Below are 21,287 nucleotides of genomic sequence, written 5' to 3'. Positions count from 1 at the left end.
TGGGCGCACCCGCCGCTGTTATCCGCTGGTCGAGCGCCCCACCGCCGGCCGAGCGCCCACCGCTGGTCGAGCTTGTCGAGACCACCGCTTGTCGAGACCACCGCCGGCCGAGCGTTATCCGCTGGTCGAGCTTGTCGAGACCACCCCTCAGCCCCGCAGGTGCTCGGCGAGGTAGCGGCCGGTGATCGACGCGGAACTGCTCGCGACCTCGCCGGGCGTTCCGAACGCGACGATCCGACCGCCCGCCTCGCCGCCCCCTGGCCCCATGTCGATGACGTAGTCGGCGTTGGCGATCACGTCCAGGTCATGCTCGATGACGATGACCGTCGCTCCGCGTTCGGTCAGTCGGGTCAGCACCTGCAGCAGCGTGCGCACGTCCAGCGGATGCAGCCCGACGCTCGGCTCGTCGAGGACGAACACCGTGTCGGACTGGTCGCGGTGCAACTGGTTCACCAGTTTCAGACGCTGTGCCTCGCCGCCGGACAGCGCCGGGGTTGATTCGCCGAGCGTCAGGTAGCCGAGTCCCAGTTCGTCAAGAGCCTTGAGCCGCTTAATCACTCGCGCCAGTCCCGATACTGCGGCGGCGGCGTCGCGGATCGTGTAGCCGAGCAGCTCCGGAAGCGACACTCCGTCGCGGGTGAACTCCCTCGCACGCGGCGCGAACCTGCTTCCCTTGCATTCGGGGCACACGATGTCGATGTCGGGCAGGAACTGTACGTCGAGTGAGACCTCGCCGGTACCTTCACATCTCGGGCACGAAAGCGATCCGGTGTTGTAGGAGAAGTCCGAAGCGGTCAAACCCGCAGCACGTGCGGTGTCGGTGTCGGCGTAGGCCCGACGGAGATCGTCCATCACACCGGAATAAGTTGCGACAGTTGACCGTACGTTGATTCCGATCGGCGTCGCGTCGACCACCTGGGGATGAAATCTCTTGCCCGAGGGCAGCTCCGGCACATCGAGTTCGACGACGTGGCGCGGGAGCCGCCCTGCAGGCTCTGTCGACAACGCCGCCAGCGCGGGTACGAACGACTCGAGCACCATCGTGGTCTTGCCCGAGCCCGATACCCCGGTGACGGCAACGAGCCGACCACGCGGAATGTCGACGGTCAGCGGTTCGACGGTGTGGATCGCCGACGTCTCGAGATGGAATGTCCCGAGCGCGAACACCTCGTCGCGCGGACTCTGCGCACGAACCACCACTTCCTCTGCGCCGGTGAGGAATCCGGCCAGGCGCGAATCCGGGTCGTCGGAAACCGCCGACACCGTTCCCTGCGCGATGACCCTGCCACCGTCACTTCCTGATCCGGGTCCGATCTCGACGAGCCATTCCGCCTGACGCAGAATCTGCACGTCGTGGTCGACGAAGACCACCGAATTGCCATCGGCGAGAAGGTCGTTCATTACACCGAGCAGACCCTCGATGTTCGCGGGATGCAGACCGATCGACGGCTCGTCGAGCACGTAGAGCACACCGGTGGTCCGATTGCGCACCGCCCGCGCGAGTTGTACGCGTTGCCGTTCGCCCGTCGACAGCGTGGCGCCCGCGCGGTCGAGGGTGAGATAGCCGAGTCCCAACTCGACGAGCCGCCGCGCCATACCGAACAGCGTGTCGACGAGTCCCTGTGCCATTTCCCGCATCTCGGGCGGCAGTGTCGCCGGAACCCCTGGCGCCCAGGCGAGTACATCGTCGAGCGAGAGCGCGGTGATATCCGCCAGATTGTCTTCGCCGATCCGTGGTGCCCGCGCAGCGTCGCTCAGTCGTGTGCCGTCACATGCGGGACACGTTCCGACAGTGAGGAAACGGCTCACCCGAGCCAGCCGCTTCTCGTTGTCGGCACGCTTGAGCTCCTCGGTGACCGTGAGCCGGGCATTGCGGAAGGTGAAGTCGAGGTCGTGCACGCCCTTCTTCGACGTGACGGTGATGTGCTTCTTCTCCTCCGGTCCGTCGAGCACGATCTCGCGTTCGTCGTCGGTGAGATCGCGCCAGGGCACGTCGGTGCGCACGCCGAACTCGCGGGCGATAGCGGGCTGCACGTTGAACCCGAACATGTTCCAGGGCACCACCGCGCCCTCGTCGAGGGTCTTGTCGGGGTCGGGGACGAGCGCGTCGTCGTCGACAGTCCGTACGACGCCGGTCCCCCCGCACGTCGGGCACGCGCCGCGCGAGTTGAAGGCGAGATCCTCGGCGCCCGGCGCATCGACCTGTGCGCCGCACACCGGGCAGGAGAACGGTCGCTCCGCCGCGACGTCGATCGTCGGAGGCACGTAGTGGCCGTTGGGACACCGATGCGACGCCAGGCGCGAGAACATCAGGCGCAGCACGTTGAGCAACTCGCTCGACGTACCGAACGTCGAACGCACTCCCGGTGGCGCGGGTCGCTGTCGCAGTGCGAGCGCCGCGGGTACGTGTTCGACGGAGTCGACGTTCGCGCGCGCTGCCTGCGCCATGCGGCGTCGGGTGTAGGTGGACAGCGCCTCGATGTAGCGCCGCGACCCCTCCGCGTACAGCACCCCGAGAGCCAGCGACGACTTCCCCGATCCGGACACCCCCGCGATTCCCACCAGCGCGCGCAGCGGAATATCGACGTCGAGATCGGCCAGGTTGTTCACCCGAGCCCCGCGCACGGAGATCTGATCGGGCTCTGCACTGCGACGCACAGGGGCGGACACGTGCTCGACGGAACGGCTCACCCTCTCGAGCCTATCCACGCCTGACCGTATCGACACGCTGCCGACACCGCCGACCAGCAGCGCGCCGACCCGAATACGCGGGCGCGCTATTTTGGCCAGTAGGTCCGTGTGAGCGGACGATCGACCACGCCAGACGTCCCCGACGAGAGGTTGCGCACCGATGACATCCGAGAGCACCGACCCTTACCTGTGGCTCGAGGAGGTCACCTCCGACTCCGCGCTCGACTGGGTGCGCGAGCACAACGCCCCGACCGTCGACCGGCTGACCGCGTCGAAGCGCTTCGCCGAGATCGAGGAACAGACCCTCGAAGCCCTCGACACCGACGACCGCATCCCCTACGTTCGACGCCGCGGCGACTACCTCTACAACTTCTGGCGCGACGCCACCAATACGCGCGGCCTGTGGCGCCGCACGACCCTCGACTCCTACATCACCGACGATCCCGAGTGGGACGTATTGATCGACGTCGACGAACTCGCCAAGTCCGAGGACGAGAACTGGGTGTGGAAGGGCGCGACGGCGCTGCGCCCCGATTATCGGCGAGTGCTGATCTCGCTGTCGCGCGGCGGTGCCGACGCCGCGGTGGTGCGCGAATTCGACCTCACCACACGCACCTGGGTCACCGACGGATTCACGCTCCCCGAGAACAAGTCGACGGTGAGTTGGATCGACGAGGACAACGTCTACGTCGGCACCGACTTCGGTACCGCACCCGACGGGCACAGCTCGCTGACCGAATCGGGATACCCGCGCATCGCGAAACGCTGGACGCGCGGCACCCCTCTCGACGACGCCGTCACCGTCTTCACCGGCGAACCGTCGGACATCTCGATCCGAGCCGTCTACGACGACACCCCCGGCTACGAACGTCATTTTGTTTCTCGCGCAACGGATTTCTTCAACTCTCTGCTCTTCGAGAACCGTGACGGCGAGCTCGTCCTCATCGACGTACCCACCGACGCGTACGCGGGCGTACGACGCGACTGGCTGCTGGTCATGACGCGCTCGGAATGGTCGCCGACGGGTCCCGACGGTCCGACGTACGCGCCCGGCACGCTCCTCACGTTCGACTATCAGGCCTACCTCGACGGCAACCGCGACGCCACAGTGCTCTTCGAGCCGGATGGCCACACCAGCCTCGTCGACTTCACGTTCACCAAGAACTACCTGATCATCACGACGCTGCACGACGTACACACGTCGATCACGGTGCTGACCGTTGGCGACTGGTCGCCCGTCGAGATAGCCGGATTACCGGGCCTGGCAACGATTTCCGTGCTCGACACCGACCCCGATCACAGCGACGAAGTCTTCTGGTCGGCCACGTCGTTCACCGAACCGCCCAGCCTGCTGCACGGCACGATCGGCTCCGACGACGCCACCGTGATCAAGCACAGCCCCGAGTTCTTCGACGCATCGGCAGTGACCACCGAGCAGTACTTCGCGACGTCCGACGACGGCACGCTCATCCCCTACTTCGTCGTTCGACGTACCGACGTCACGAGCGGGCCGACGCTGCTCTACGGGTACGGCGGCTTCGAAAATGCTCTCACCCCAGGCTATTTGACGGTTGCCGGGAGGGCATGGATCGAACGCGGCGGCATCTATGTGATCGCCAATATCCGTGGTGGCGGCGAGTACGGCCCCGCATGGCACACCGTGGCGCAGAAGGCGGGACGCCATCTCGTTTACGAGGACTTCTCCAGCGTTGCGAAGGACCTGGTCATTCGACGCTTCACGACTCCGGAACAGCTTGGTGCACAGGGCGGTTCGAATGGCGGACTGCTGATGGGCGTCATGCTCACCCGCTATCCCGAGCTCTTCGGTGCACTCGTCTGCCAGGTGCCGCTGATCGACATGTACCGCTACCACCTTCTGCTCGCGGGAGCGTCGTGGGTTGCCGAGTACGGCAATCCGGAAGACCCCGAGGAGTGGGCGTTCATGGAGCCGTTCTCGCCCTATCAGAACATCCGACGCGACGTCGACTACCCGCCGATCCTTGTGACGACCTCGACTCGCGACGATCGCGTACACCCGGGTCACGCGCGCAAACTCGTTGCGCGGCTTGAAGAAAACGGACACACCGTCGACTACTACGAGAACATCGAGGGCGGCCACGGCGGCGCCGCCGACAACAAGCAGGCGGCATACAAGTCGGCGCTGGCCTACGAGTTTCTCTGGGAGACGTTGGGTGAGACGGAGAAACAAGGCGAGAACTAGAGACGACGGCTCGTAGGCGCGGGTGCGCCTCGGCGTTCAGTCCGTCACGCGTTGCCGTCCACGCGTCCAACGCTCACGCAGCCGACGGGCCGAGGCGACGGGGTCCCACGCCTCGCCGCGTCCGCGCGTGATCGGGTACCACGCGAGCCCGATCAGCGCGGCGCTCAGATGGCCGATGTTGGTGAAACTGAGGTCGGTGATCACCGGAACGGCGTAGTAGATGAACACTCCCGCGAGGTAGATCCATCGCCAGGGTCGCGCGATCCGATATGTGAGTACTCCGACGACCCCGGCGAAGAAGTAGCTGACGCCGACATCCTGCACGTGGATCATGTCGGCGCTGCGGACGCCCTCGTGGATGGCGAGCCCCAGCACACCCTGACTGACGAACGTCGCGATGATGTGCGCCGATGCTCCGACGAGGAGCCAGCGCCACGAGCCAAGCCACCGCTCGGCGGGCACATGGAAGATGCAGAAGGCCACCGCCCAGGGCAGCCAGAACGCGCCGTCGATCCAGAACAGGCTGGTCCATAGGACGTGGATCGGATCGTGCGTGAGGTGTTCGAGGTTGGTCGAGCGTGCGCCGAGCACGCGATCGAGGTCGGCCGGGCTCATCAGGTGCTGCGCGATGGTCGTCGCCAACAAGACCGCGAGCCAGAGGAACGTCAGTGGTGCGCTGCGGAGGCACGACACGAGGTGGGCGGCCACACGTCGTGGTCGCCGGCTCGTCGTCGTGTCACCGGTTGCCTGCGTCATCGTGGTCAAGTGTGACGCACCGAAGGCTACTGCGCCCGCGATCGACGCTGACCGAGGTCATCCTCGGAGGAACCTCACAGCTCGTGCAGCCACTCGCAGACCAGGCGAGGCGCGGCCGGATCGCGCGCCCAACGGTTGTGCCCGAGTGGTGCTGCGATGTGCCGATGGTCGACGGCGCCGCGGGTGAACTTCGCGGTCATGGCGCCCATGACCTGCGGCGGTGCGTCGGCGTCGGCGCCGATCGTCACCGCGAGCACCGGGATGTCGATCTCTCCGAAAGCGGCCTCGTAGTCGATGTCGGCACCGCGTGGACTGAATCGGCCGTGCCTGTTCAGATACGTCCAATCGCGGATGAGCACGCGGGACTGCCTGCCGTAGCCCTCGACGACCGTTCCCGGCCAGAAGCCGACAGCATGCGAAATGCGGTACATCGCGAGCGGCCCCAACGAGGCCCGCAGACCCGAGCCGCCGCGGTAGAGCCTGTGGAACGGCACACCGGAGGCGATGAGAATGAGGCCGCTCAGTCGATGACTGTCGTCGGCGCCGAGGTGCGCCTGCCGCGCCGCATACAGCGACGCAATGTGTCCGCCCATCGAGTGACCGGCGACGAATAGCGGGCCTTCGGGGACCTGCCGTCGGGCGACGGCGATTGCCGACGGCACGTCGTCGACAACCATCTCCTGCTGGCCGAACGCGCTGGCGCGTGACGGGCGCGGCCTGCTTGCCCCCTGCCCGCGCAGGTCTGCGCACGCCACCGACACCCCGGCGGCGGCGCAGCGGGTGGCGAACAGGTCGAAGTAGCTTGCCGGAGTTCCCAGTCCGGGAAACAGAACGATCAGCGGCGTCGGGGCGACCGAGTCGGCGACGAAGATCCGCAGCGGCGTGCGGGTGCCGTCGGCGAGCACGACGTCGTCGATGACGTCGGGAGCGCGCTGCGGGGTGGAGAAGCCGGCACCCGCATTGGAGAAGGTCAACGCCTTCCGCCGAAGACCAGACGCACCACGACGCCGAACACAAAGATGCCAGCACCCACCAGCATCGAGATCACGCCGGTCCATTGCAGCTCTTGCGAGATGGTGTCGATCACGACGTCGGCGACTGGTTTGGCGCTGTTCTCCGACGACGAGAGGTCGTTCTTCACATATGCCCCGTAGAGATTCGCGCCCGCCCAGCACACCACGCCCGCGATGACCGCCGCGATGCCGAGCCACGCGATCACGGTCCCGCGTCGCCTTGCCACGAGCAACGCGATGACCGCAGCGATGATCCCCACGATCACCGACACCTTGCCGATCGTCGTGATCTGCTCGCCCGCCCGGTGATATGCGCCCGCGTGTAGCCCGGTGTTGCCGCTGGAGACCGGGATCGTGATGGAGCCGGAGACCGTGACACCGACACGCGCGCTCGCGAGCACGCGGTTGACCATCGGTGTGATGTCGAGTTGCATCGGCGCATTCGGGTCCGACGCCTCGTCGAACAGCCATTGGTGCTGCTGCTTGGCGACGTCGGCGAAGTCGGCGGGGAACTGCGAGCTGTTGGTATAGGCGTTTGCGAGCGGCCGCACGACGGACTCGGCTCCCGAAATCGACGTGCGCGAAGCGATCTCGTCGGTGATCTGGCCTGCGAGGTAGTCCTTGACCGCCTGGTCGTGACCGACCGGCTCGATCAGAGAGCTGAAGCCGTCGTCGCTGACGATTCGTTCGCTGATCCACACAGCGGGCACTGCAAGAACGATGGCTACGACCGCGACGATCGTCGCCAGACCACTGAGGAAGGTTCGCACGGCTATGACGCTACCGGTCGATGCTGACCTCTCGATGTGCGTTCGGCGGCGGTCACTCCCCGACCAGGTCGCGGGCACGCCCGACGATCAGCGGATCGGGCTGGCCGACGAATTCTTCGTCCTTGCCCTCGTAGTCGAATAGCGACAGCACGTAGCGCATCGCGTTGATGCGGGCACGCTTTTTATCGTTGCTCTTCACGACGGTCCACGGCGCGTGGTCGGTGTCGGTGCGCTCGAACATCGTCTCCTTGGCCGCGGTGTACGCGTCCCACTTGTCCAGGGAGGCCAGATCCATCGGCGAGAGCTTCCACTGCCGGACGGGGTCGATCTGTCGGATCGCGAACCGGGTGCGCTGCTCGAGCGGCGTGACCGAGAACCAGAACTTGATCAAGCTGATGCCGTCGTCGACGAGCATCTTCTCGAATCCGGGGGCCTGTCGCATGAACTCGTCGTACTGCTCGTCGGTGCAGAATCCCATGACCCGCTCGACGCCCGCTCTGTTGTACCAGGACCGGTCGAAGAAGATGATCTCGCCGCCTGCGGGCAGATGCTGCACGTAACGCTGGAAATACCACTGCGTGGATTCACGCTCGCTCGGCTTCTCCAACGCGACGGTGTGCGCGCCGCGCGGATTGAGGTGCTCGTTGAAACGTTTGATGGTGCCGCCCTTGCCCGCGGCGTCGCGTCCTTCGAAGAGCCACAGGTGACGTTGGCCGGTCTGCTTGGACCACTTCTGCATCTTCAACAGTTCGATCTGCAGTCGACGCTTGGTGATCTCGTACTCCCGACGGCTCATGCGCTCGTCGTACGGGTAATCCTCACGCCAGGTGTCCACCACATTGCGCTCGGGAAGCGTGAGGAGGATCGGGTCGTCGTCGTCATCGTCGTTCACCGTGAACTGCGTGGTGTCCTTCAGATCGACGAGCTGCTGGAGGGCCTCACGTCCGTTCAACTTGCTGAAATCGGGGCCGACGGCTTCGAGATCGTGTAACTCGGTCACCACCCAAAGATATGCGTATCCGGCAAACACCGCGTGGCAATGAGGTGAACTCGGCTTCGGCGAGAACGTGGCGTTGGTCCCGAAATGCAGACTGCCGACGCACCCCGTTGGGAGCGTCGGCAGTCGGCCCGGTACTCAAGACTTCAGTAGCGCGGGTTCAGTCGAAGAAGACGTTCAGTTGCGCAGGCTGATCGATCCCGAGCGCAGGCATGCCTTGCCGCTGCCCGAGTCGGCTGCCGCCGCGAACCCGCCGGAGCACGAGACGCCCTGCTCCGTCGCGACCGCCTGGCCGCCCCATCCGCCGACGGCGACCGAGTTGCTCCCGCGACGCGCCTGAGCGATCGACATCGCGCCCGGGCCGGTGGTGACCGAGTAGGCGTTACCGCCCGAGTTGGCTCCCGCGAGCGCCGTCGATCCCGGCTGCAGATTGTGTGCGCGGGCATGCCCTCCACCGTCGGCGACTGCCACCGCGGTGCCGCTCGACGAAGCGTCGGTCGCGCTTGCCGAGCTGCCTGCTCCCGCGCGCGCACCGCAACCGCTCGTGCCCGAGATGTGCTGTACCGAAGAGCCGTTGGCGGCATTACATTCTGTGCCCGCATGCGCATCACCGCCACCGAGCGCGAACCCGGCAACTAATCCCGCACCTCCGCAGACGACGGCGAAGACACGGACGGCAAAAGTGTTGATACGCAATTTATTTGGCCTCCAGAAGACGATCGGGCGTCACGCAGACGCGGGCAGCCCGATCAGCGTACCCCGCAACCGCCATCAGGAATACCGCGCAACCCACGTTCTCAGGTAACGGATAGGAAACGACGCCGGGTCCCCTCTCTCGGGACTCCGGCGTCGTTGTCAGGAAGTACGAAAAGCTATGTGGCTCAAGCCTTTGCGCGACGCTCCGCCTCGGCGGTCAAGCCTTTGCGCGCGGTGTCGACGGCGACCTTCTGCCCCCGCTTCACGATGAGTCCCGGCAGTTTGATCTTGAGGTCGACCAGCAACTCGAATTCGACGTGCGTGCTGTCGCCGTTATCGGTCAACGTGTACTTGCCCTGCTGCTCCGAGAGCGTCGTCGACTTGATCAGCGTCCACTCGCAGGTGGTGTCGGTCCACGAGTAATTCACCGACTGATCGTCGTTGATGCCTGCCGCATTGACGGTCATCGAGACCTCGTCCGGCGTGCCGTCATCGTGGGTGCTGACGATCTGCGCTGCTTTGTGGGGGCCGGACCATTCCGGGAGTGACTCGATGTCCATCAGGACTTCCATCACCACCGATAACGGTGCGGCGATATCGAATTCGGTCTTTGCTGAGACGGCCATGCTGAGCAACCTACCTTGTGCGTGTGATCGGGATGACGTCAATGCTCGCGGTCGACGAGGCGAAGCGGCCACGCCTCGTCCGGGATATCACGTAGACCGCAGGCGACGTCGACGGCGGTGAACCACCCGCGGAAGTGGATGACCTCGCCGACGACCGGATTCCGGACCGTGGCGTCGCAGCGGAAGCGCTCATGCTCGTCGTCCCATCCCTCGATGTACTTCATCTGGGTGGCGAACATGCCCTTCATCCCGACCTTGGGTCCGCGACCAAGCCAGCGCATCGGCCCGCTCTCGAGAAGCAGTTCGCCGGCCCGCGTCACCGACGGCTCGATGGGCCACAGCAGGTCCGGGCCGTCGCCGAAATAGTCGACGAGTCCGGACCTGCCGTCGACCAGAAGCGAGTTCAGCGCGCGGTCGCCGTTGGTGTAGGAGAAGGTGCGCAGCACGGCCAACGATTCACGGCCGAGTTCGTCGACGTAGCAGTACTGGTTCTGGGTGAACGGCACCATTCGGCTCGACCGCGCCGGGAACGCGTTTCGCTTGGCGTAGAACCAGACGAGCGGTGGCGGCAGCGCCGACGATACGTACACCGACTCGTAGATTCCGCTGCCGAGTTGGGCCACACCCGACGTCGAGTCGATCGAATACCGCCACGCGACGTTGGGGTGCAGTTTGTCGAAGTCGGAACCCAGCGCCTCCCGATACACCGGCGTCACGATTCCCTCCCCCCAAGCTTGCCCGGGTAGCAACAATCTGCCCGGGCCTGTGGGAGAACCTACTATGTGGCGCACAACACCGTGTAGAGACCTCCGGCCCGAGGTGGGCAGTATTGCCCGCGACGGTCGACGCGGTGGGCTGTTTCAGCCCACGACCACGGCGGATTCACACAGTCGGGAGAGTTCATCGATCACCAGATCAAGAGGTTCGACGCTGCGCTGGGTCATCGACAGTCCGACGGCCCCCTCGATACCCGCGATGATCAGATTCGCCAGCGAGTCGGCGCGCGCGTCGTCGACTCCCTCGTAGACGAGGCGTGCCGCGATCTGGTGGCGCCAGCGTCGAAAGATCTCGTCTGCCTCGTCGGCCATCGTCGGCTCGGCCCGCCGGGCGAGTCCCCCCGCGAGCACCGGGCAGCCGCGCTGGAAATCGGTGCTGACCAGCATCTTGCGCCAAACGTCTCCGATAGAGACCACGGCGTCGGCGGCCGAACCCGCGTGGGTGTCGGCGATTCGCGACGAGATGAACTCCCCCGCGTACCGCACGGCCTCGTTCATCAACTCCGACTTCCCGCCCGGGAAGTGGTGATAGATCGAACCGCGTGGCGCCTTGCTGGCCGCGAGAACGTCGCCGATCGACGTCCCCGGTACGCCGTCTCGCCCGATCAGATCCGCGGCGTAGACGATCATCCGGTCTCGCGGGCCGAGTTCCCCGTCATCGTGAGCCACCGTCACGCCGCCTTTCCCAGAACTCGACTATGCAGGTCTTCATAGTTGATTGCTTCTATGCAAGGATACATAGTCATGGAGCCATCCACCGCTGATACAGCAGCACCGAGCGACCCCGCAACCATGTCCGGACTGGAGTTGCTGCGCGCCTGGGCCGACAATCCCGACGACGCACGCCCGAGCATCGGACGCCTGCTCGGCATGCGCCCGGTCCGAGTCGACGAGGGTTCGGTCAGCTTCGCCGTCACCCCGCAGCCCGACTTCGCCAATCCGCTCGGCACCGTCCACGGCGGCATCTGCGCGACGCTGCTCGACTCTGTGATGGGTTGTGCAATCCACACCACACTCCCCGCGGGCGCGGGCTATACGACGCTGGAACTGAAGGTCAACTACATCCGTGCCGTGCAGACCGACGACGGCGAACTCACCGGTGTCGGCGAGATCATCCACGTCGGCGGGCGCACCGCCACCGCGGAGGGCAAGGTGTTCTCGGCCGACGGCAGGCTGGTCGCGCACGGTAGCACCACCTGCATCGTGTTTCGCTAGGCCGAGACGAGATAGGTGTCGCGCAGCGTGGTGAGCGCGTCGTCGTCGAACCCGAGTCCGGCGACGAAGTAACCCTCGATGTCGGAGTACTTCTGCCGTACCTCGTCGAACGCGCCGTCGAGGTAGGACGGGTCGACGCCGAGGATTGGGAGCAGGACGTCCGGGTCGCCGCCCGCAGCGGCGAAGTCGTCGAAGATCGGCTTCAACGCCGGGATCAGACGCTCATTGGTCAGCAAGTAGTCGTGATAGATGTCGTCCTTGTCGACGCCGAGAAGCGCCAGTAGCGACGCCGCAGCCCAGCCGGTGCGATCCTTGCCGGTGGTGCAGTGGAAGAGCGACGGCCCGTCGTATTCGCCGAGGAGCCCCTGGTAGTAGCCGCGATAGGAGCGCACAGCGCTCGGTAGCGAGACCATTCCGCGGTACGTGGCAGCGATGGCGTCGGCGGCCTTACCCCCCGCGAGTTCGCGCGAGGCCATTTTCACGGTCTCCGGGTCGGAGAAGAACTGCTGCAGATTTGCCGGCACCGCGGTTGTCGAATCGGCAAGGACGTCGAGGTGGATGTCGGCGACGTCGGGAAGCGCCGGATCGGGAAGTGCGGTCCGCTCGGCCTCCGAACGCAGGTCGTAGATCGTGCGGACACCGAGACTCTCGAAAGTAGGCAGATCGGCCGTAGCCATCGAACGGAAATCCGTCGAGCGGTACAGCCGGTCGGATACGACGACCCTGCCACCGTGCCCGCGGTAGCCGCCGAGGTCGCGCAGGTTGGGCAGACTGGAGACGGGACTCGGCGCACCGGGCTTCAAGGGCATGGCACCGAGTCTTCCAGATGACCTGTCGCGATTCAGTGAGACCCGGGCGCCTCCGGCGGATTCGGATTGGCGGGGGCGAGGTACGGGAACGTGTCACTTGCGAGGCGGGTCGGGGCGTCGACGTGATCGCTGATGCGCGGCCCCTTCGCAGCGTTGACGAGGTAGGTGTACAGGGTGTCCATGCAGTCGTCGTTGAGCGAGCGTCCGCCCATCGTCTCGTGCGGTCGGCCGTCGCGGACGGCGCGTTCGATCTCGAGAAAAGTGTTGTCGCCGAAGGGCTTCCACGCGTCGACGATCATGAAGTCGGCGAGCAGCATCTCGGCGAGCGGGTGGTTGCCGTCGGCGTCGACCGGCCAGTCCACGTTGCCGTCGAGACCGTCCCAGTAGGCGAGGTTGGCGTTCAGCCGCGCGTGGTAGGCGCCGAGGTAGTCGGGGCCGAGCGCGAAAGCGTCCTCGGCGTTGAACAGGTCGCGGATCTCCAGATCGCGATTGACGGTGTCGTAGTTCTTCATGCCGAGGATCGCGTTCTCGAACTCGGGTCGACCGAACCGCTCCCACCGGACCGTAATCTTGCCGCCGATGACGCTCTCCCCGACGACGGCGACAATGCTGCCGTCGCCGACAAGCGGCTCGAGATCTACTTCGACGACGATGCTCATCACGTTCTTGCCGTCACCGAGGATGCTGCCGTGGTCGGTGAACGAGAGCTTCCCGGTCGAGATGGTGTTGACCAGCGCGGTTGCGTCGCTGAAGAACGGATCCCACCGGGGGCCTCCGAAGGCGCGCACCCCGTCGGTGGCACCGCCCGCCTCGTCGTCGACTGCGAACGCGACCGACGTACCCGTTGGGTTGCCACCGACGGACACCGTGCAGGTGCCGGTCTGGGCGACGTCCGGGGTGGTGAACGTGCAGTCGATGGCGACCTCTGCCTCAGCGTCGGCCGCCGAGAAGAGCGCGGGCTCGGACGCGTCGACGGTGATCGGGCGGATGCGGAACCGATAGATCAGGGCATCCGAGAAGCGTCCGTTCGGGGGCGTCCACGGCACGAGGTTGAGCACCAGGCCCAGACGACCTTGCGCTCCCGGGACCGTGAACGCGTACATGTCGGTGATGTCGGCTTCGGGAAGTTGATGGGCCCGCGGCCCAGAGTTGTGGTGCGACATGGGAATTCCCCTCGCTGGTCCAAATCGGCTTCGAAGACCAACGCTACCGACCGTCGCCGACGACGGCCCTCCGAGCGGGTTCACCGCATAGGTTAGTAAGGCAAGGCTAAGCATGGCTAGAATGCCCGCATGAGAATTCTTCGCCGCCTCACCGCGATCGTCGCCCTCACCGCCGCTGCCGCCGGGGTTGCGTTGGCAGCGCCGACGACGACCGCAGATGCCGCTGCGCCGCGCGGAACACTCCTCATCGTGCCCGGCCAGTCGTTCGGAGCCGCTCCGTACACGCTGATGGCCGACGCGCTGCGCCGTGATGGCTACCGGGTGCGCGTCCTCGACCTCATGGGCACGCAACTCCTCTCCGACTCGCGCGCCATCGGCAGGGCAGTCGACGCAGAGAAGAAGGCCAGACCGTCGACGCCTGTGTCGCTCGTCGGACACAGCGTCGGCGGCGTGACGACGCGCTACTACGTGAAGAAGCTCGGCGGCGCGTCGAAGGTGGCCAACGTAATCGCCGTCGGCACACCGGAATACGGCTCGCCGGGCGGATGCAACCAACCCGGCGCCGACGGACAGTTGTGCCCGGGCAGTGCGTTCCTGCGTGAACTCAATGCAGGAGACGACACCCCTGGACCCACCAGGTACTACCGCATTCGCAGCGCGTACGAATGGGTGACCGGCGACCTCGACGGCGGCCAGTGCCGTGTCACGCCGTTGCCCGCATTCGTCGCACCGACCGGCTACACCGAGCACACGGCCGAGGCCGTCAATCCCGCAGTATTCCAAGCTGTTTCGCGTGCAGCAGCCGGAAACTGCGACGGACAGTTCGTCGATCAACCCGACGGCCAGTTGACCGCCGAGAACTCACTTCGACCGCAGCGCTGAGTTGGTTCAGCGCGGGCAATTGACTGTGTAATCCCAGACGGTGCCGCTCTCCGGCCCGGTGACCTTGACCGTCACGTAGTTGGCGACACCCGGCGGCACGTTGACCACGATGCTGCCCTCGCCCTTGTTGATGCGGTCGCCGACATATCCGGTGCTGCGAATCAGCCGGCCCTGGTAGAACACGTCGATCTTGTCCGGCTGAATTCGGGTGTCGTAGTTGAGGGTGAACGACGTCGGACCGGTACGGCCGATGATGTGCTTGGTCTCGGTCACGCCCTGCCCACCCGACTTCGTCGACTGATTGCACTGCTGGACCTTGGGCGAACCGCCACCCGTGCTCCCGAGCCCGAGTTGTTCGATGACCTCCGGCGGCACCGCCTTCAGCAGGTCCTCGGCCGACCCCGTGTCGACGCTGCTTCCGGTCGAGGTATCAGCGACGGCCGCCCCTGGTACGCCCAGCGCACCCAGCGCCGAGGCGACCCCGATCACCAATGCGAAACGTCGAAACCTGTTGAGAGACATAGAACCCCTTCGGTGAGAGTTGTTGTGCACCCACCGTATTGAGTCCGTGCGCCGACTCGTGTCACCCGAAGATACGAAACTTCACCAAAGTGATTCGATCGGATTACATTGGTGAATCAATGTAACGAGTTCTAGGTTTCAGCGCGTTCGGCGAGGACCTGGCCGATGGCCTGCGCGAGCACCTCGGGCGGTTGAGCACCCGAGACGCCGTAGCGACCGTCGATCACAAAGAACGGCACACCGCTGATTCCGTATGCACTCGCCTGCTCGAGGTCGGCGTCGACGGCGTCCGCGTACGTCCCTGCGCGCAAAGCCTTTTCGACGTCGTCTCGGTCGAGACCGATCTCGGCCGCAAGGTCGGCGAGTTCGTCGATGCCGCCGATGTGCTTTCCTTCGGTGAAGTGTGCGGCGAACAGACGCTCGGCCATATCAGCCTGCCGGCCAACACTTTTGGCGTAGTGCAGCAGTTCGTGGGCCTTGCGGGTGTTGGCGTGGCGCGCGATGTCGAAGTCGTAGTGCAGGCCGGCATCAGCGGCGACCTGGGTGACGTGGGCAAACATCTGCCTGACCTGCTCGGCAGGCATTCCCTTGCTCTGCACCAGGAAATCGATCTCGGGAGCGTCCGTCTCCGGCGGTGTGTCGGGAGCGAGTAGGTAGCTGTGGAAGTCGACAGAAACAACGTTGGGGTCGACGTCGTCGGAGTCGTCGAGGAGCGCGAGCGCGGCGTCGAGGTTCCGCTTGCCGATGTAGCACCACGGGCAAGCGATATCCGACCAGACGTCGATGGGTAAAGTACTCATGCACTGTGCAACGCCGAGGCGTCGGTGCCACATTCCGCGGCGCCGACGGTACCGCCGAATGTGTAGGGGACGTGTGACCGTGTCAGGTCACACCGCCTCACGTCGCGTCGACGAATTCCGCGAGCTTTGCGTCCACCTTTTCCTGGACCGTCTTGATGCGATCCTCGATCGGCTTCGTTGAGTCCAAGCTTTCTTTTGCCTTGGCGGCTACTTCGCCGATCAGTTTTGCCTGCTCGATGGAAACGATATGGAACTTGTGCTTTTCGAACTTGTGGGCCACATTGCCCGAAAGCCCATTCTCGACCGTGAGACCTTTGACCAGATCCAACTTGGCGTCGCCGGAACCCTCGGTGAAGTCGAGGTCCTTCAAATCGACCCACACGACGTTCGGGCATGTCACGGACTCGAAGATGTAGCGCGGGTTGGTCAGGTCGATGACGACCTGCCACAGCGTCGTCGACGCATCTGGCTTGCCGGGTTCGGGAATCCGGTACGGCTGCGCGGCATTTCGGATAATGCTCGCCATGGCGGCGGTGGCCTGCACGCGTGACTTCGGCTCTGGTTGGTTGTGCACGTAGTAGGTGGCGCGAGCGAAACGGTCGGGGGCGGCGCATGTACCCGGTAGGGGTTGGTCGCCGCCGAGACCCTCATACTTCTTCACGAGTTCGAGTTGTTGGTCGTAGCTGGGCGAATTCGTCATCACCCAGTAGTCCTCGCTGTGATAGACGTCCAGCTTGCCGTCGATGTACTCGAAGATGGCCGAATCGCCCGTCGCGTCATCGATCGCGAGGTGGATCGCAGGTTTGCTGCCGCCGGTCGGGTCCGTCATGGGGATCACCTGCGGGTTGTTTTCTTCTACCCACCGGACGGCTTCTGCCACCGACGCGAAGTTGTCGAGGAAGTACTGCAGCCACACCGACATCGCGAGCTGAGGGCGGTCGGGGTCGGGGTCACCGTACTCGGATTCGGCCAGCCACAGGATGTGACCCGCCAGACCTTTCTCGTTGACCCCGTCGGTCGAGAGGATGTCGTAGACGCCGGCGATCACACTGCCGTACTTGGAGGTCCACTTCAGCTTTCCCTCGACGCGATCATTACGGTCGACGCCGCGCGGGAGCTTCCAGAGATTGGTGTGGAGATCCTGGTGGAAATCCATGTTGCGGCCGACGATCACAGAACCGTTGGCCTCTGGCCACATCACCCGTGTACACACAGGAATCCACTTCCGTTCGTTGTTGACAACACCGACGAGACACTTCGCCGCGACGCGCGAAATATCGATCCGAGCATGCCACGAATAAACGTGGGTCGCTTACTTCACGGTAGCCGCGTGAATCAGCCCGGCGCGCGATAAGTCTCAGAATCATTCCGCGGCGTCTCGAATTAAGTCATGCGGCGCCCACTCGACGCGATACAACGCCCAGTCGACGGGAACGCCGAAGGCCGGCCACCCTTTCGGGTGACCGGCCTTCGGTGTGTTCGCTATGCAGCGGTGGGTGGGATCAGAATCCCATCCCCGTCGTAGACGGGATCAGAATCCCATCCCCGTCGTAGACGGGATCAGAATCCCATCCTCGTCGGAGACGAGATCAGAATCCCATTCCGCCCATCTCGTCGGCGCCTGGCATGGCCGGGGCCGGGTTCTTCTCGGGCTTGTCGGCGACGACGGCCTCGGTGGTGAGGAACAGAGCCGCGATCGACGCTGCGTTCTGCAGGGCCGAGCGGGTGACCTTGACCGGGTCGTTGATGCCTGCGGCGAGCAGATCCTCGTAGGTGCCGGTGGCGGCGTTGAGGCCGGTGCCCAGCGGCGAGTTGAGGATCTTGTCGGCGACGACGCCGGGCTCGAGCCCTGCGTTGACGGCGATCTGCTTGGCCGGAGCCGACAGCGCGACGCGCACGATGTTGGTACCGGTCGCCTCGTCGCCCTCGAGGGTCAGCGAGTCGATGGCAGGCTCGGACTGCAGCAGAGCCACGCCGCCACCGGCGACGATGCCCTCTTCGACGGCAGCCTTCGCGTTGCGGACGGCGTCCTCGATGCGGTGCTTGCGCTCCTTGAGCTCGACCTCGGTGGCCGCGCCCGCCTTGATGACTGCAACGCCACCGGCCAGCTTGGCCAGGCGCTCCTGCAGCTTCTCACGGTCGTAGTCGGAGTCGCTGTTCTCGATCTCGGTGCGGATCTGCGACACGCGTCCGGCGATGGCGTCTGCGTCGCCCGCGCCGTCGACGATGGTGGTCTCGTCCTTGGTGACGACGACCTTGCGAGCCTGGCCGAGCTGCTCGAGACCGGCACCCTCCAGCGAGAGGCCGACCTCTTCGCTGATGACCTCGCCACCGGTGAGGATGGCGATGTCGGCGAGCATGGCCTTGCGGCGGTCACCGAAGCCGGGAGCCTTGACGGCAACAGACTTGAAGGTGCCGCGGATCTTGTTGACCACCAGAGTCGAGAGGGCTTCGCCCTCGACGTCCTCGGCGATGATCAGCAGCGGCTTGCCCGACTGGATGACCTTCTCCAGCAGCGGGAGCAGATCCTTGACGGTCGAGACCTTGCCCGAGACGAGCAAGATGTACGGGTCGTCGAGGACGGCTTCCTGGCGCTCGGGGTCGGTCACGAAGTAGCCCGAGATGTAGCCCTTGTCGAAGCGCATACCCTCGGTGAGCTCGAGCTGGAGTCCGAAGGTGTTGGACTCCTCGACGGTGATGACGCCTTCCTTGCCGACCTTGTCCATCGCCTCGGCGATGAGCTCGCCGATCGAGGGGTCGCCTGCCGAGATACCAGCGGTCGCAGCGATCTGCTCCTTGGTCTCGACCTCCTTGGCGCTCTTCAGCAGCGACTCGGTGACGGCGTCGACAGCCTGCTCGATGCCGCGCTTGAGGCCCATCGGGTTGGCGCCTGCGGCAACGTTGCGCAGACCCTCACGCACGAGTGCCTGAGCCAGAACGGTTGCGGTGGTGGTGCCGTCGCCAGCGACGTCGTCAGTCTTCTTGGCGACCTCCTTGACGAGCTCGGCACCGATCTTCTCGTAGGGGTCCTCGAGCTCGATCTCCTTGGCGATGGACACGCCATCGTTGGTGATCGTGGGGGCGCCCCACTTCTTCTCCAGAACGACGTTGCGACCCTTGGGTCCCAACGTCACCTTGACTGCGTCGGCGAGGGTGTTGAGACCCCGCTCGAGGCCGCGACGGGCCTCTTCATCGAACGCGATTTGCTTGGCCATGGGTAAGTGATCCTCCGATAGGGGGTGACACTAGGTTTGTATGGCCGGACTCGGTGCCCGCGACGGACGACCGGTGTGTCATTCGGTACCGATCTCACCGTCCCGACCTAGCACTCACGATCCGTGAGTGCCAACGTCCGTTTTAGCACTCGACCCCGGTGAGTGCAAGGTCAACGGTGAGGAGCGGTCTACGCGGGATCGTTGCCGATCAGCAGCGGCACCAGCAGTTCATCGGCAGTCCAGCCACCGTGGTGCCCGAGCATGCGCGACTCCCCCGGCTCAGCGGCCGGTCGGGTGAGCACCGTACGGTCCTTTGCCACGACGACGAGATCGCCGATGCGCGCAGCGGTTCGATCGGCGGTGCAGGGTCCGTACCAGTGTTCGGCGAGAACCTGTTCGCGCGGCGCGACGTGCGCGTCGTCGCCGAGGAGATTGCGCCAGGCATCCGCGACGTCGTCGACGGCCCCGTCGATCGCGTAGACGTGGCGCACCCGCGCCTCGCCCGCGACCCGTGCGACGCCCGCCGACAACGCGGGCTCGGCGTCGAGGTCGATGGCCTTTCCCGCGCGCAGCATCCCGTGGTCGCCGGTCACGACGAGGGTGGCGTCGGACGGAAGGTCGGTGAGGATGCCGGCGACAAGGGAATCGACAGTTCGCAGTGCGTCGCACCAGGGGTCGGAGCCCGGACCGTAGATGTGACCGGCGGTGTCGAGGTCGGCGAGATATGCGTAGACGACTCGCGGCCGGTGTGAGCGGGGCAGCGTCCTGGTCAGCGCGGTGGTGATGCCTGCTCGAACCTCGGCCGGAGCCTTGGCGGGGAGATGTCTGCCTGCGGTACCGGAGGCGACGGAGGTGAAGCCCGTGTCCTTGAACTCGCCGGGCATCACCTGAAAGACGCGCACCCCCGACCGCTCGAGCGCGCCCACCGCGCCGTCGCCGTCTCCCGGGGTAAGTGCGGTCGGCGGATAGACGTCGTAGGCCGACGGGCCGTCGGCGCTGTCGAGTGTCCAGCGCAGCATGTTCAGCGTGCGGGCCGGACCGTGACTGCGGGCCGCGTCGTCCGGCACGAAGCTGTAGCCGATGATCCCGTGCTCACCCGCCGGTTCGCCGCGCATCAGGCTGGTGATCGACGTCGCCGTTGTCGACGGGAAGCCCGCCCGCAGCACGGCGCCCTGCAGTCCGGTGAGTGTCGGTGCGAGGTGTGCGTGGGCGGCGAGCTGCCGTTCGCCGAGGCCGTCGACGAGCAGCAGCACCACCGACGCCGCGTCGAGTTCGGGGAGGCGACTGCGCTCGCTCGCCGTCGGCCGATCGCCACCGACGGAGTCGACGCCGAGGCACCGCCCGATCCAGGGCATCACGTCGGCGAGCGTGTCCGGGTACTCGCCCCACAGCTGCGGCGGCAGGTCAGTGAGTTCGCGCGCCCCCGTCGCGCCTGTCCCCGCCGCGCCTGTCCCCGTCACGCTGTGCGCAGTCACGATCTGAGCAACCGAACCAAGACTCCGGCGGCGTGTGCCTGTGCCGCGATCTGCGCCCCCGCGGCGTCGCCTGCTTCCAGCGCACTGACGATTCGATGATGCTCTGCCACCGCGAGACGTCGGTTGACGTCGTGCTGCCACATGTCGGAGCGGTACAGGTGCGACTGTGTGTCGAGTTTGAACAACGCGTCGCACAGCGGTTTGTTGCCCGACAGGGACCGCACCGCGGTGTGGAAGTCGAGGTCGAGTTGGGAGTCTCGGTGGTGATCAGCGGCCTCGGCGAGCAGTGCCTCCTGGGTGCGCACCTGCTCCCACAGGTCGTCGATCTCGGCGTAGGTCACGCGTTCGACGGCTTGCCGGGCGGCGAGACCGTCGAGCACCTCGCGAACCTCGAAGACGTGGCGCAGACTAGCCTCGTCGAGCGCGGCGACCTTGGCGCCGACACGCGGTGTGTACTCGGCGAGTCCTTCGACGACGAGTTGCTGCACCGCCTCGCGGACCGGGCTGCGCGACACTTCGAGACGCGCGGCAAGTCCCGGCACGCTCAGCGGGGTGCCGGGGGCCATCTGCCCGGCGAAGATCTCGTCGCGGAGTCGGCGCACCACCGACTGCGTCAGCAATGCGCCCTCACCGCCTCCAACCGTCACGGTCATCGAGCGT

At 65.5% G+C, this 21,287-nt stretch carries 20 protein-coding genes; 3 read left to right on the top strand and 17 right to left on the bottom strand.

All coding sequences use genetic code 11. The features are described 5' to 3' along the window. Nucleotides 1–147: 147 nt before the first annotated feature. Nucleotides 148–2,691: an excinuclease ABC subunit UvrA gene (locus ABW18_RS03360; protein WP_053117362.1), complete on the bottom strand. Its 2,544-nt coding sequence runs from the start codon at nucleotides 2,689–2,691 to the stop codon at nucleotides 148–150. Nucleotides 2,692–2,851: 160 nt separating this feature from the next. On the opposite strand from ABW18_RS03360, the gene ABW18_RS03355 reads away from it, so the two are divergent. Continuing rightward, the gene (locus tag ABW18_RS03355) at nucleotides 2,852–4,912 is read left to right on the top strand and encodes a prolyl oligopeptidase family serine peptidase (protein ID WP_049697617.1); all 2,061 of its coding nucleotides are present in this window, start codon (nucleotides 2,852–2,854) and stop codon (nucleotides 4,910–4,912) included. A gap of 36 nt (nucleotides 4,913–4,948) precedes the next feature. On the opposite strand, the gene ABW18_RS03350 is transcribed toward ABW18_RS03355, so the two are convergent. The 8 genes from ABW18_RS03350 to ABW18_RS03315 all read right to left on the bottom strand — a co-directional run bounded on the left by ABW18_RS03350 (nucleotide 4,949) and on the right by ABW18_RS03315 (nucleotide 11,176). Beyond that, nucleotides 4,949–5,668 (bottom strand): rhomboid-like protein, encoded by a 720-nt coding sequence (locus ABW18_RS03350; RefSeq protein WP_235434283.1) that lies wholly within the window; start codon nucleotides 5,666–5,668, stop codon nucleotides 4,949–4,951. Between the two features lie 74 nt (nucleotides 5,669–5,742). Beyond that, the gene (locus tag ABW18_RS03345) at nucleotides 5,743–6,642 is read right to left on the bottom strand and encodes an alpha/beta fold hydrolase (protein WP_235434282.1); all 900 of its coding nucleotides are present in this window, start codon (nucleotides 6,640–6,642) and stop codon (nucleotides 5,743–5,745) included. Then, nucleotides 6,639–7,451 (bottom strand): hypothetical protein, encoded by an 813-nt coding sequence (locus ABW18_RS03340; protein WP_049698009.1) that lies wholly within the window; start codon nucleotides 7,449–7,451, stop codon nucleotides 6,639–6,641. The genes ABW18_RS03345 and ABW18_RS03340 overlap by 4 nt, the downstream gene beginning before the upstream one ends. Nucleotides 7,452–7,503: 52 nt before the next feature. Continuing rightward, on the bottom strand, nucleotides 7,504–8,451 hold the full coding sequence (ppk2, locus tag ABW18_RS03335; protein WP_049698008.1) for a polyphosphate kinase 2: 948 nt from the start codon (nucleotides 8,449–8,451) through the stop codon (nucleotides 7,504–7,506). Between the two features lie 174 nt (nucleotides 8,452–8,625). Further along, nucleotides 8,626–9,144 (bottom strand): DUF6764 family protein, encoded by a 519-nt coding sequence (locus tag ABW18_RS03330; RefSeq protein ID WP_049697616.1) that lies wholly within the window; start codon nucleotides 9,142–9,144, stop codon nucleotides 8,626–8,628. 185 nt (nucleotides 9,145–9,329) lie between these two features. Then, on the bottom strand, nucleotides 9,330–9,770 hold the full coding sequence (locus ABW18_RS03325) for an SRPBCC family protein (RefSeq protein ID WP_049697615.1): 441 nt from the start codon (nucleotides 9,768–9,770) through the stop codon (nucleotides 9,330–9,332). 38 nt (nucleotides 9,771–9,808) lie between these two features. Then, complete coding sequence (locus tag ABW18_RS03320; RefSeq protein ID WP_049697614.1) at nucleotides 9,809–10,486, bottom strand: DUF4166 domain-containing protein; 678 nt, start codon at nucleotides 10,484–10,486, stop codon at nucleotides 9,809–9,811. Between the two features lie 144 nt (nucleotides 10,487–10,630). Then, on the bottom strand, nucleotides 10,631–11,176 hold the full coding sequence (locus ABW18_RS03315; protein WP_235434296.1) for a TetR/AcrR family transcriptional regulator: 546 nt from the start codon (nucleotides 11,174–11,176) through the stop codon (nucleotides 10,631–10,633). 96 nt (nucleotides 11,177–11,272) lie between these two features. Between ABW18_RS03315 and ABW18_RS03310 the strand changes: the two genes are divergently transcribed. Beyond that, nucleotides 11,273–11,761, top strand: a complete 489-nt coding sequence (locus ABW18_RS03310) for a PaaI family thioesterase (protein WP_049697612.1) — start codon at nucleotides 11,273–11,275, stop codon at nucleotides 11,759–11,761. On the opposite strand, the gene ABW18_RS03305 is transcribed toward ABW18_RS03310, so the two are convergent. Then, nucleotides 11,758–12,570 carry a tyrosine-protein phosphatase gene (locus ABW18_RS03305; protein ID WP_049697611.1) on the bottom strand — a complete coding sequence of 271 codons (813 nt, stop codon included), beginning with the start codon at nucleotides 12,568–12,570 and terminating at the stop codon, nucleotides 11,758–11,760. The two genes, ABW18_RS03310 and ABW18_RS03305, sit on opposite strands and share 4 nt — an antisense overlap. Before the next feature lie 32 nt (nucleotides 12,571–12,602). Further along, entirely contained in the window at nucleotides 12,603–13,733 is a 1,131-nt protein-coding gene (locus tag ABW18_RS03300) for a DUF4331 family protein (RefSeq protein WP_049697610.1), read from the bottom strand. Nucleotides 13,734–13,862: 129 nt separating this feature from the next. Here ABW18_RS03300 and ABW18_RS03295 point away from each other — a divergent pair, with 129 nt between their 5' ends. Then, nucleotides 13,863–14,615 (top strand): esterase/lipase family protein, encoded by a 753-nt coding sequence (locus ABW18_RS03295; protein WP_049697609.1) that lies wholly within the window; start codon nucleotides 13,863–13,865, stop codon nucleotides 14,613–14,615. Nucleotides 14,616–14,621: 6 nt separating this feature from the next. On the opposite strand, the gene ABW18_RS03290 is transcribed toward ABW18_RS03295, so the two are convergent. The 6 genes from ABW18_RS03290 to ABW18_RS03265 all read right to left on the bottom strand — a co-directional run bounded on the left by ABW18_RS03290 (nucleotide 14,622) and on the right by ABW18_RS03265 (nucleotide 21,280). Then, complete coding sequence (locus ABW18_RS03290; RefSeq protein WP_049697608.1) at nucleotides 14,622–15,137, bottom strand: hypothetical protein; 516 nt, start codon at nucleotides 15,135–15,137, stop codon at nucleotides 14,622–14,624. A gap of 131 nt (nucleotides 15,138–15,268) precedes the next feature. Beyond that, nucleotides 15,269–15,937, bottom strand: coding sequence for a DsbA family oxidoreductase (locus ABW18_RS03285; RefSeq protein WP_152929995.1), 669 nt, complete (start codon nucleotides 15,935–15,937; stop codon nucleotides 15,269–15,271). 97 nt (nucleotides 15,938–16,034) lie between these two features. Then, nucleotides 16,035–17,150, bottom strand: a complete 1,116-nt coding sequence (locus tag ABW18_RS03280) for a linear amide C-N hydrolase (protein ID WP_049697606.1) — start codon at nucleotides 17,148–17,150, stop codon at nucleotides 16,035–16,037. 376 nt (nucleotides 17,151–17,526) lie between these two features. Further along, on the bottom strand, nucleotides 17,527–19,152 hold the full coding sequence (gene groL / locus ABW18_RS03275; RefSeq protein WP_007238086.1) for a chaperonin GroEL: 1,626 nt from the start codon (nucleotides 19,150–19,152) through the stop codon (nucleotides 17,527–17,529). Nucleotides 19,153–19,340: 188 nt separating this feature from the next. After that, a complete protein-coding gene (locus ABW18_RS03270; protein WP_083444314.1) occupies nucleotides 19,341–20,507 on the bottom strand; it encodes an alkaline phosphatase family protein in 1,167 nt (388 codons plus the stop codon). Nucleotides 20,508–20,623: 116 nt separating this feature from the next. Then, nucleotides 20,624–21,280 carry a GntR family transcriptional regulator gene (locus ABW18_RS03265; RefSeq protein WP_049697604.1) on the bottom strand — a complete coding sequence of 219 codons (657 nt, stop codon included), beginning with the start codon at nucleotides 21,278–21,280 and terminating at the stop codon, nucleotides 20,624–20,626. Nucleotides 21,281–21,287 lie beyond the last annotated feature (7 nt).

This window comes from Gordonia jacobaea (assembly GCF_001186365.1).
GTDB lineage: Bacteria > Actinomycetota > Actinomycetes > Mycobacteriales > Mycobacteriaceae > Gordonia > Gordonia jacobaea.
The sequence above is the reverse complement of the archived record's forward strand: the minus strand, read 5'-3'. Positions and strand labels throughout refer to the sequence as shown.

Coding starts and splice junctions, on each gene's coding strand:
- ABW18_RS03355 (WP_049697617.1), top strand. CDS start 2,852: ATGACATCCGAGAGCACCGACCCTTACCTGTGGCTCGAGGAGGTCACC.
- ABW18_RS03350 (WP_235434283.1), bottom strand. CDS start 5,668: ATGACGCAGGCAACCGGTGACACGACGACGAGCCGGCGACCACGACGT.
- ABW18_RS03325 (WP_049697615.1), bottom strand. CDS start 9,770: ATGGCCGTCTCAGCAAAGACCGAATTCGATATCGCCGCACCGTTATCG.
- ABW18_RS03315 (WP_235434296.1), bottom strand. CDS start 11,176: ATGATCGTCTACGCCGCGGATCTGATCGGGCGAGACGGCGTACCGGGG.
- ABW18_RS03310 (WP_049697612.1), top strand. CDS start 11,273: ATGCAAGGATACATAGTCATGGAGCCATCCACCGCTGATACAGCAGCA.
- ABW18_RS03305 (WP_049697611.1), bottom strand. CDS start 12,570: ATGCCCTTGAAGCCCGGTGCGCCGAGTCCCGTCTCCAGTCTGCCCAAC.
- ABW18_RS03300 (WP_049697610.1), bottom strand. CDS start 13,733: ATGTCGCACCACAACTCTGGGCCGCGGGCCCATCAACTTCCCGAAGCC.
- ABW18_RS03295 (WP_049697609.1), top strand. CDS start 13,863: ATGAGAATTCTTCGCCGCCTCACCGCGATCGTCGCCCTCACCGCCGCT.
- ABW18_RS03290 (WP_049697608.1), bottom strand. CDS start 15,137: ATGTCTCTCAACAGGTTTCGACGTTTCGCATTGGTGATCGGGGTCGCC.
- ABW18_RS03285 (WP_152929995.1), bottom strand. CDS start 15,937: ATGAGTACTTTACCCATCGACGTCTGGTCGGATATCGCTTGCCCGTGG.
- groL (WP_007238086.1), bottom strand. CDS start 19,152: ATGGCCAAGCAAATCGCGTTCGATGAAGAGGCCCGTCGCGGCCTCGAG.
- ABW18_RS03270 (WP_083444314.1), bottom strand. CDS start 20,507: ATGCCCTGGATCGGGCGGTGCCTCGGCGTCGACTCCGTCGGTGGCGAT.
- ABW18_RS03265 (WP_049697604.1), bottom strand. CDS start 21,280: ATGACCGTGACGGTTGGAGGCGGTGAGGGCGCATTGCTGACGCAGTCG.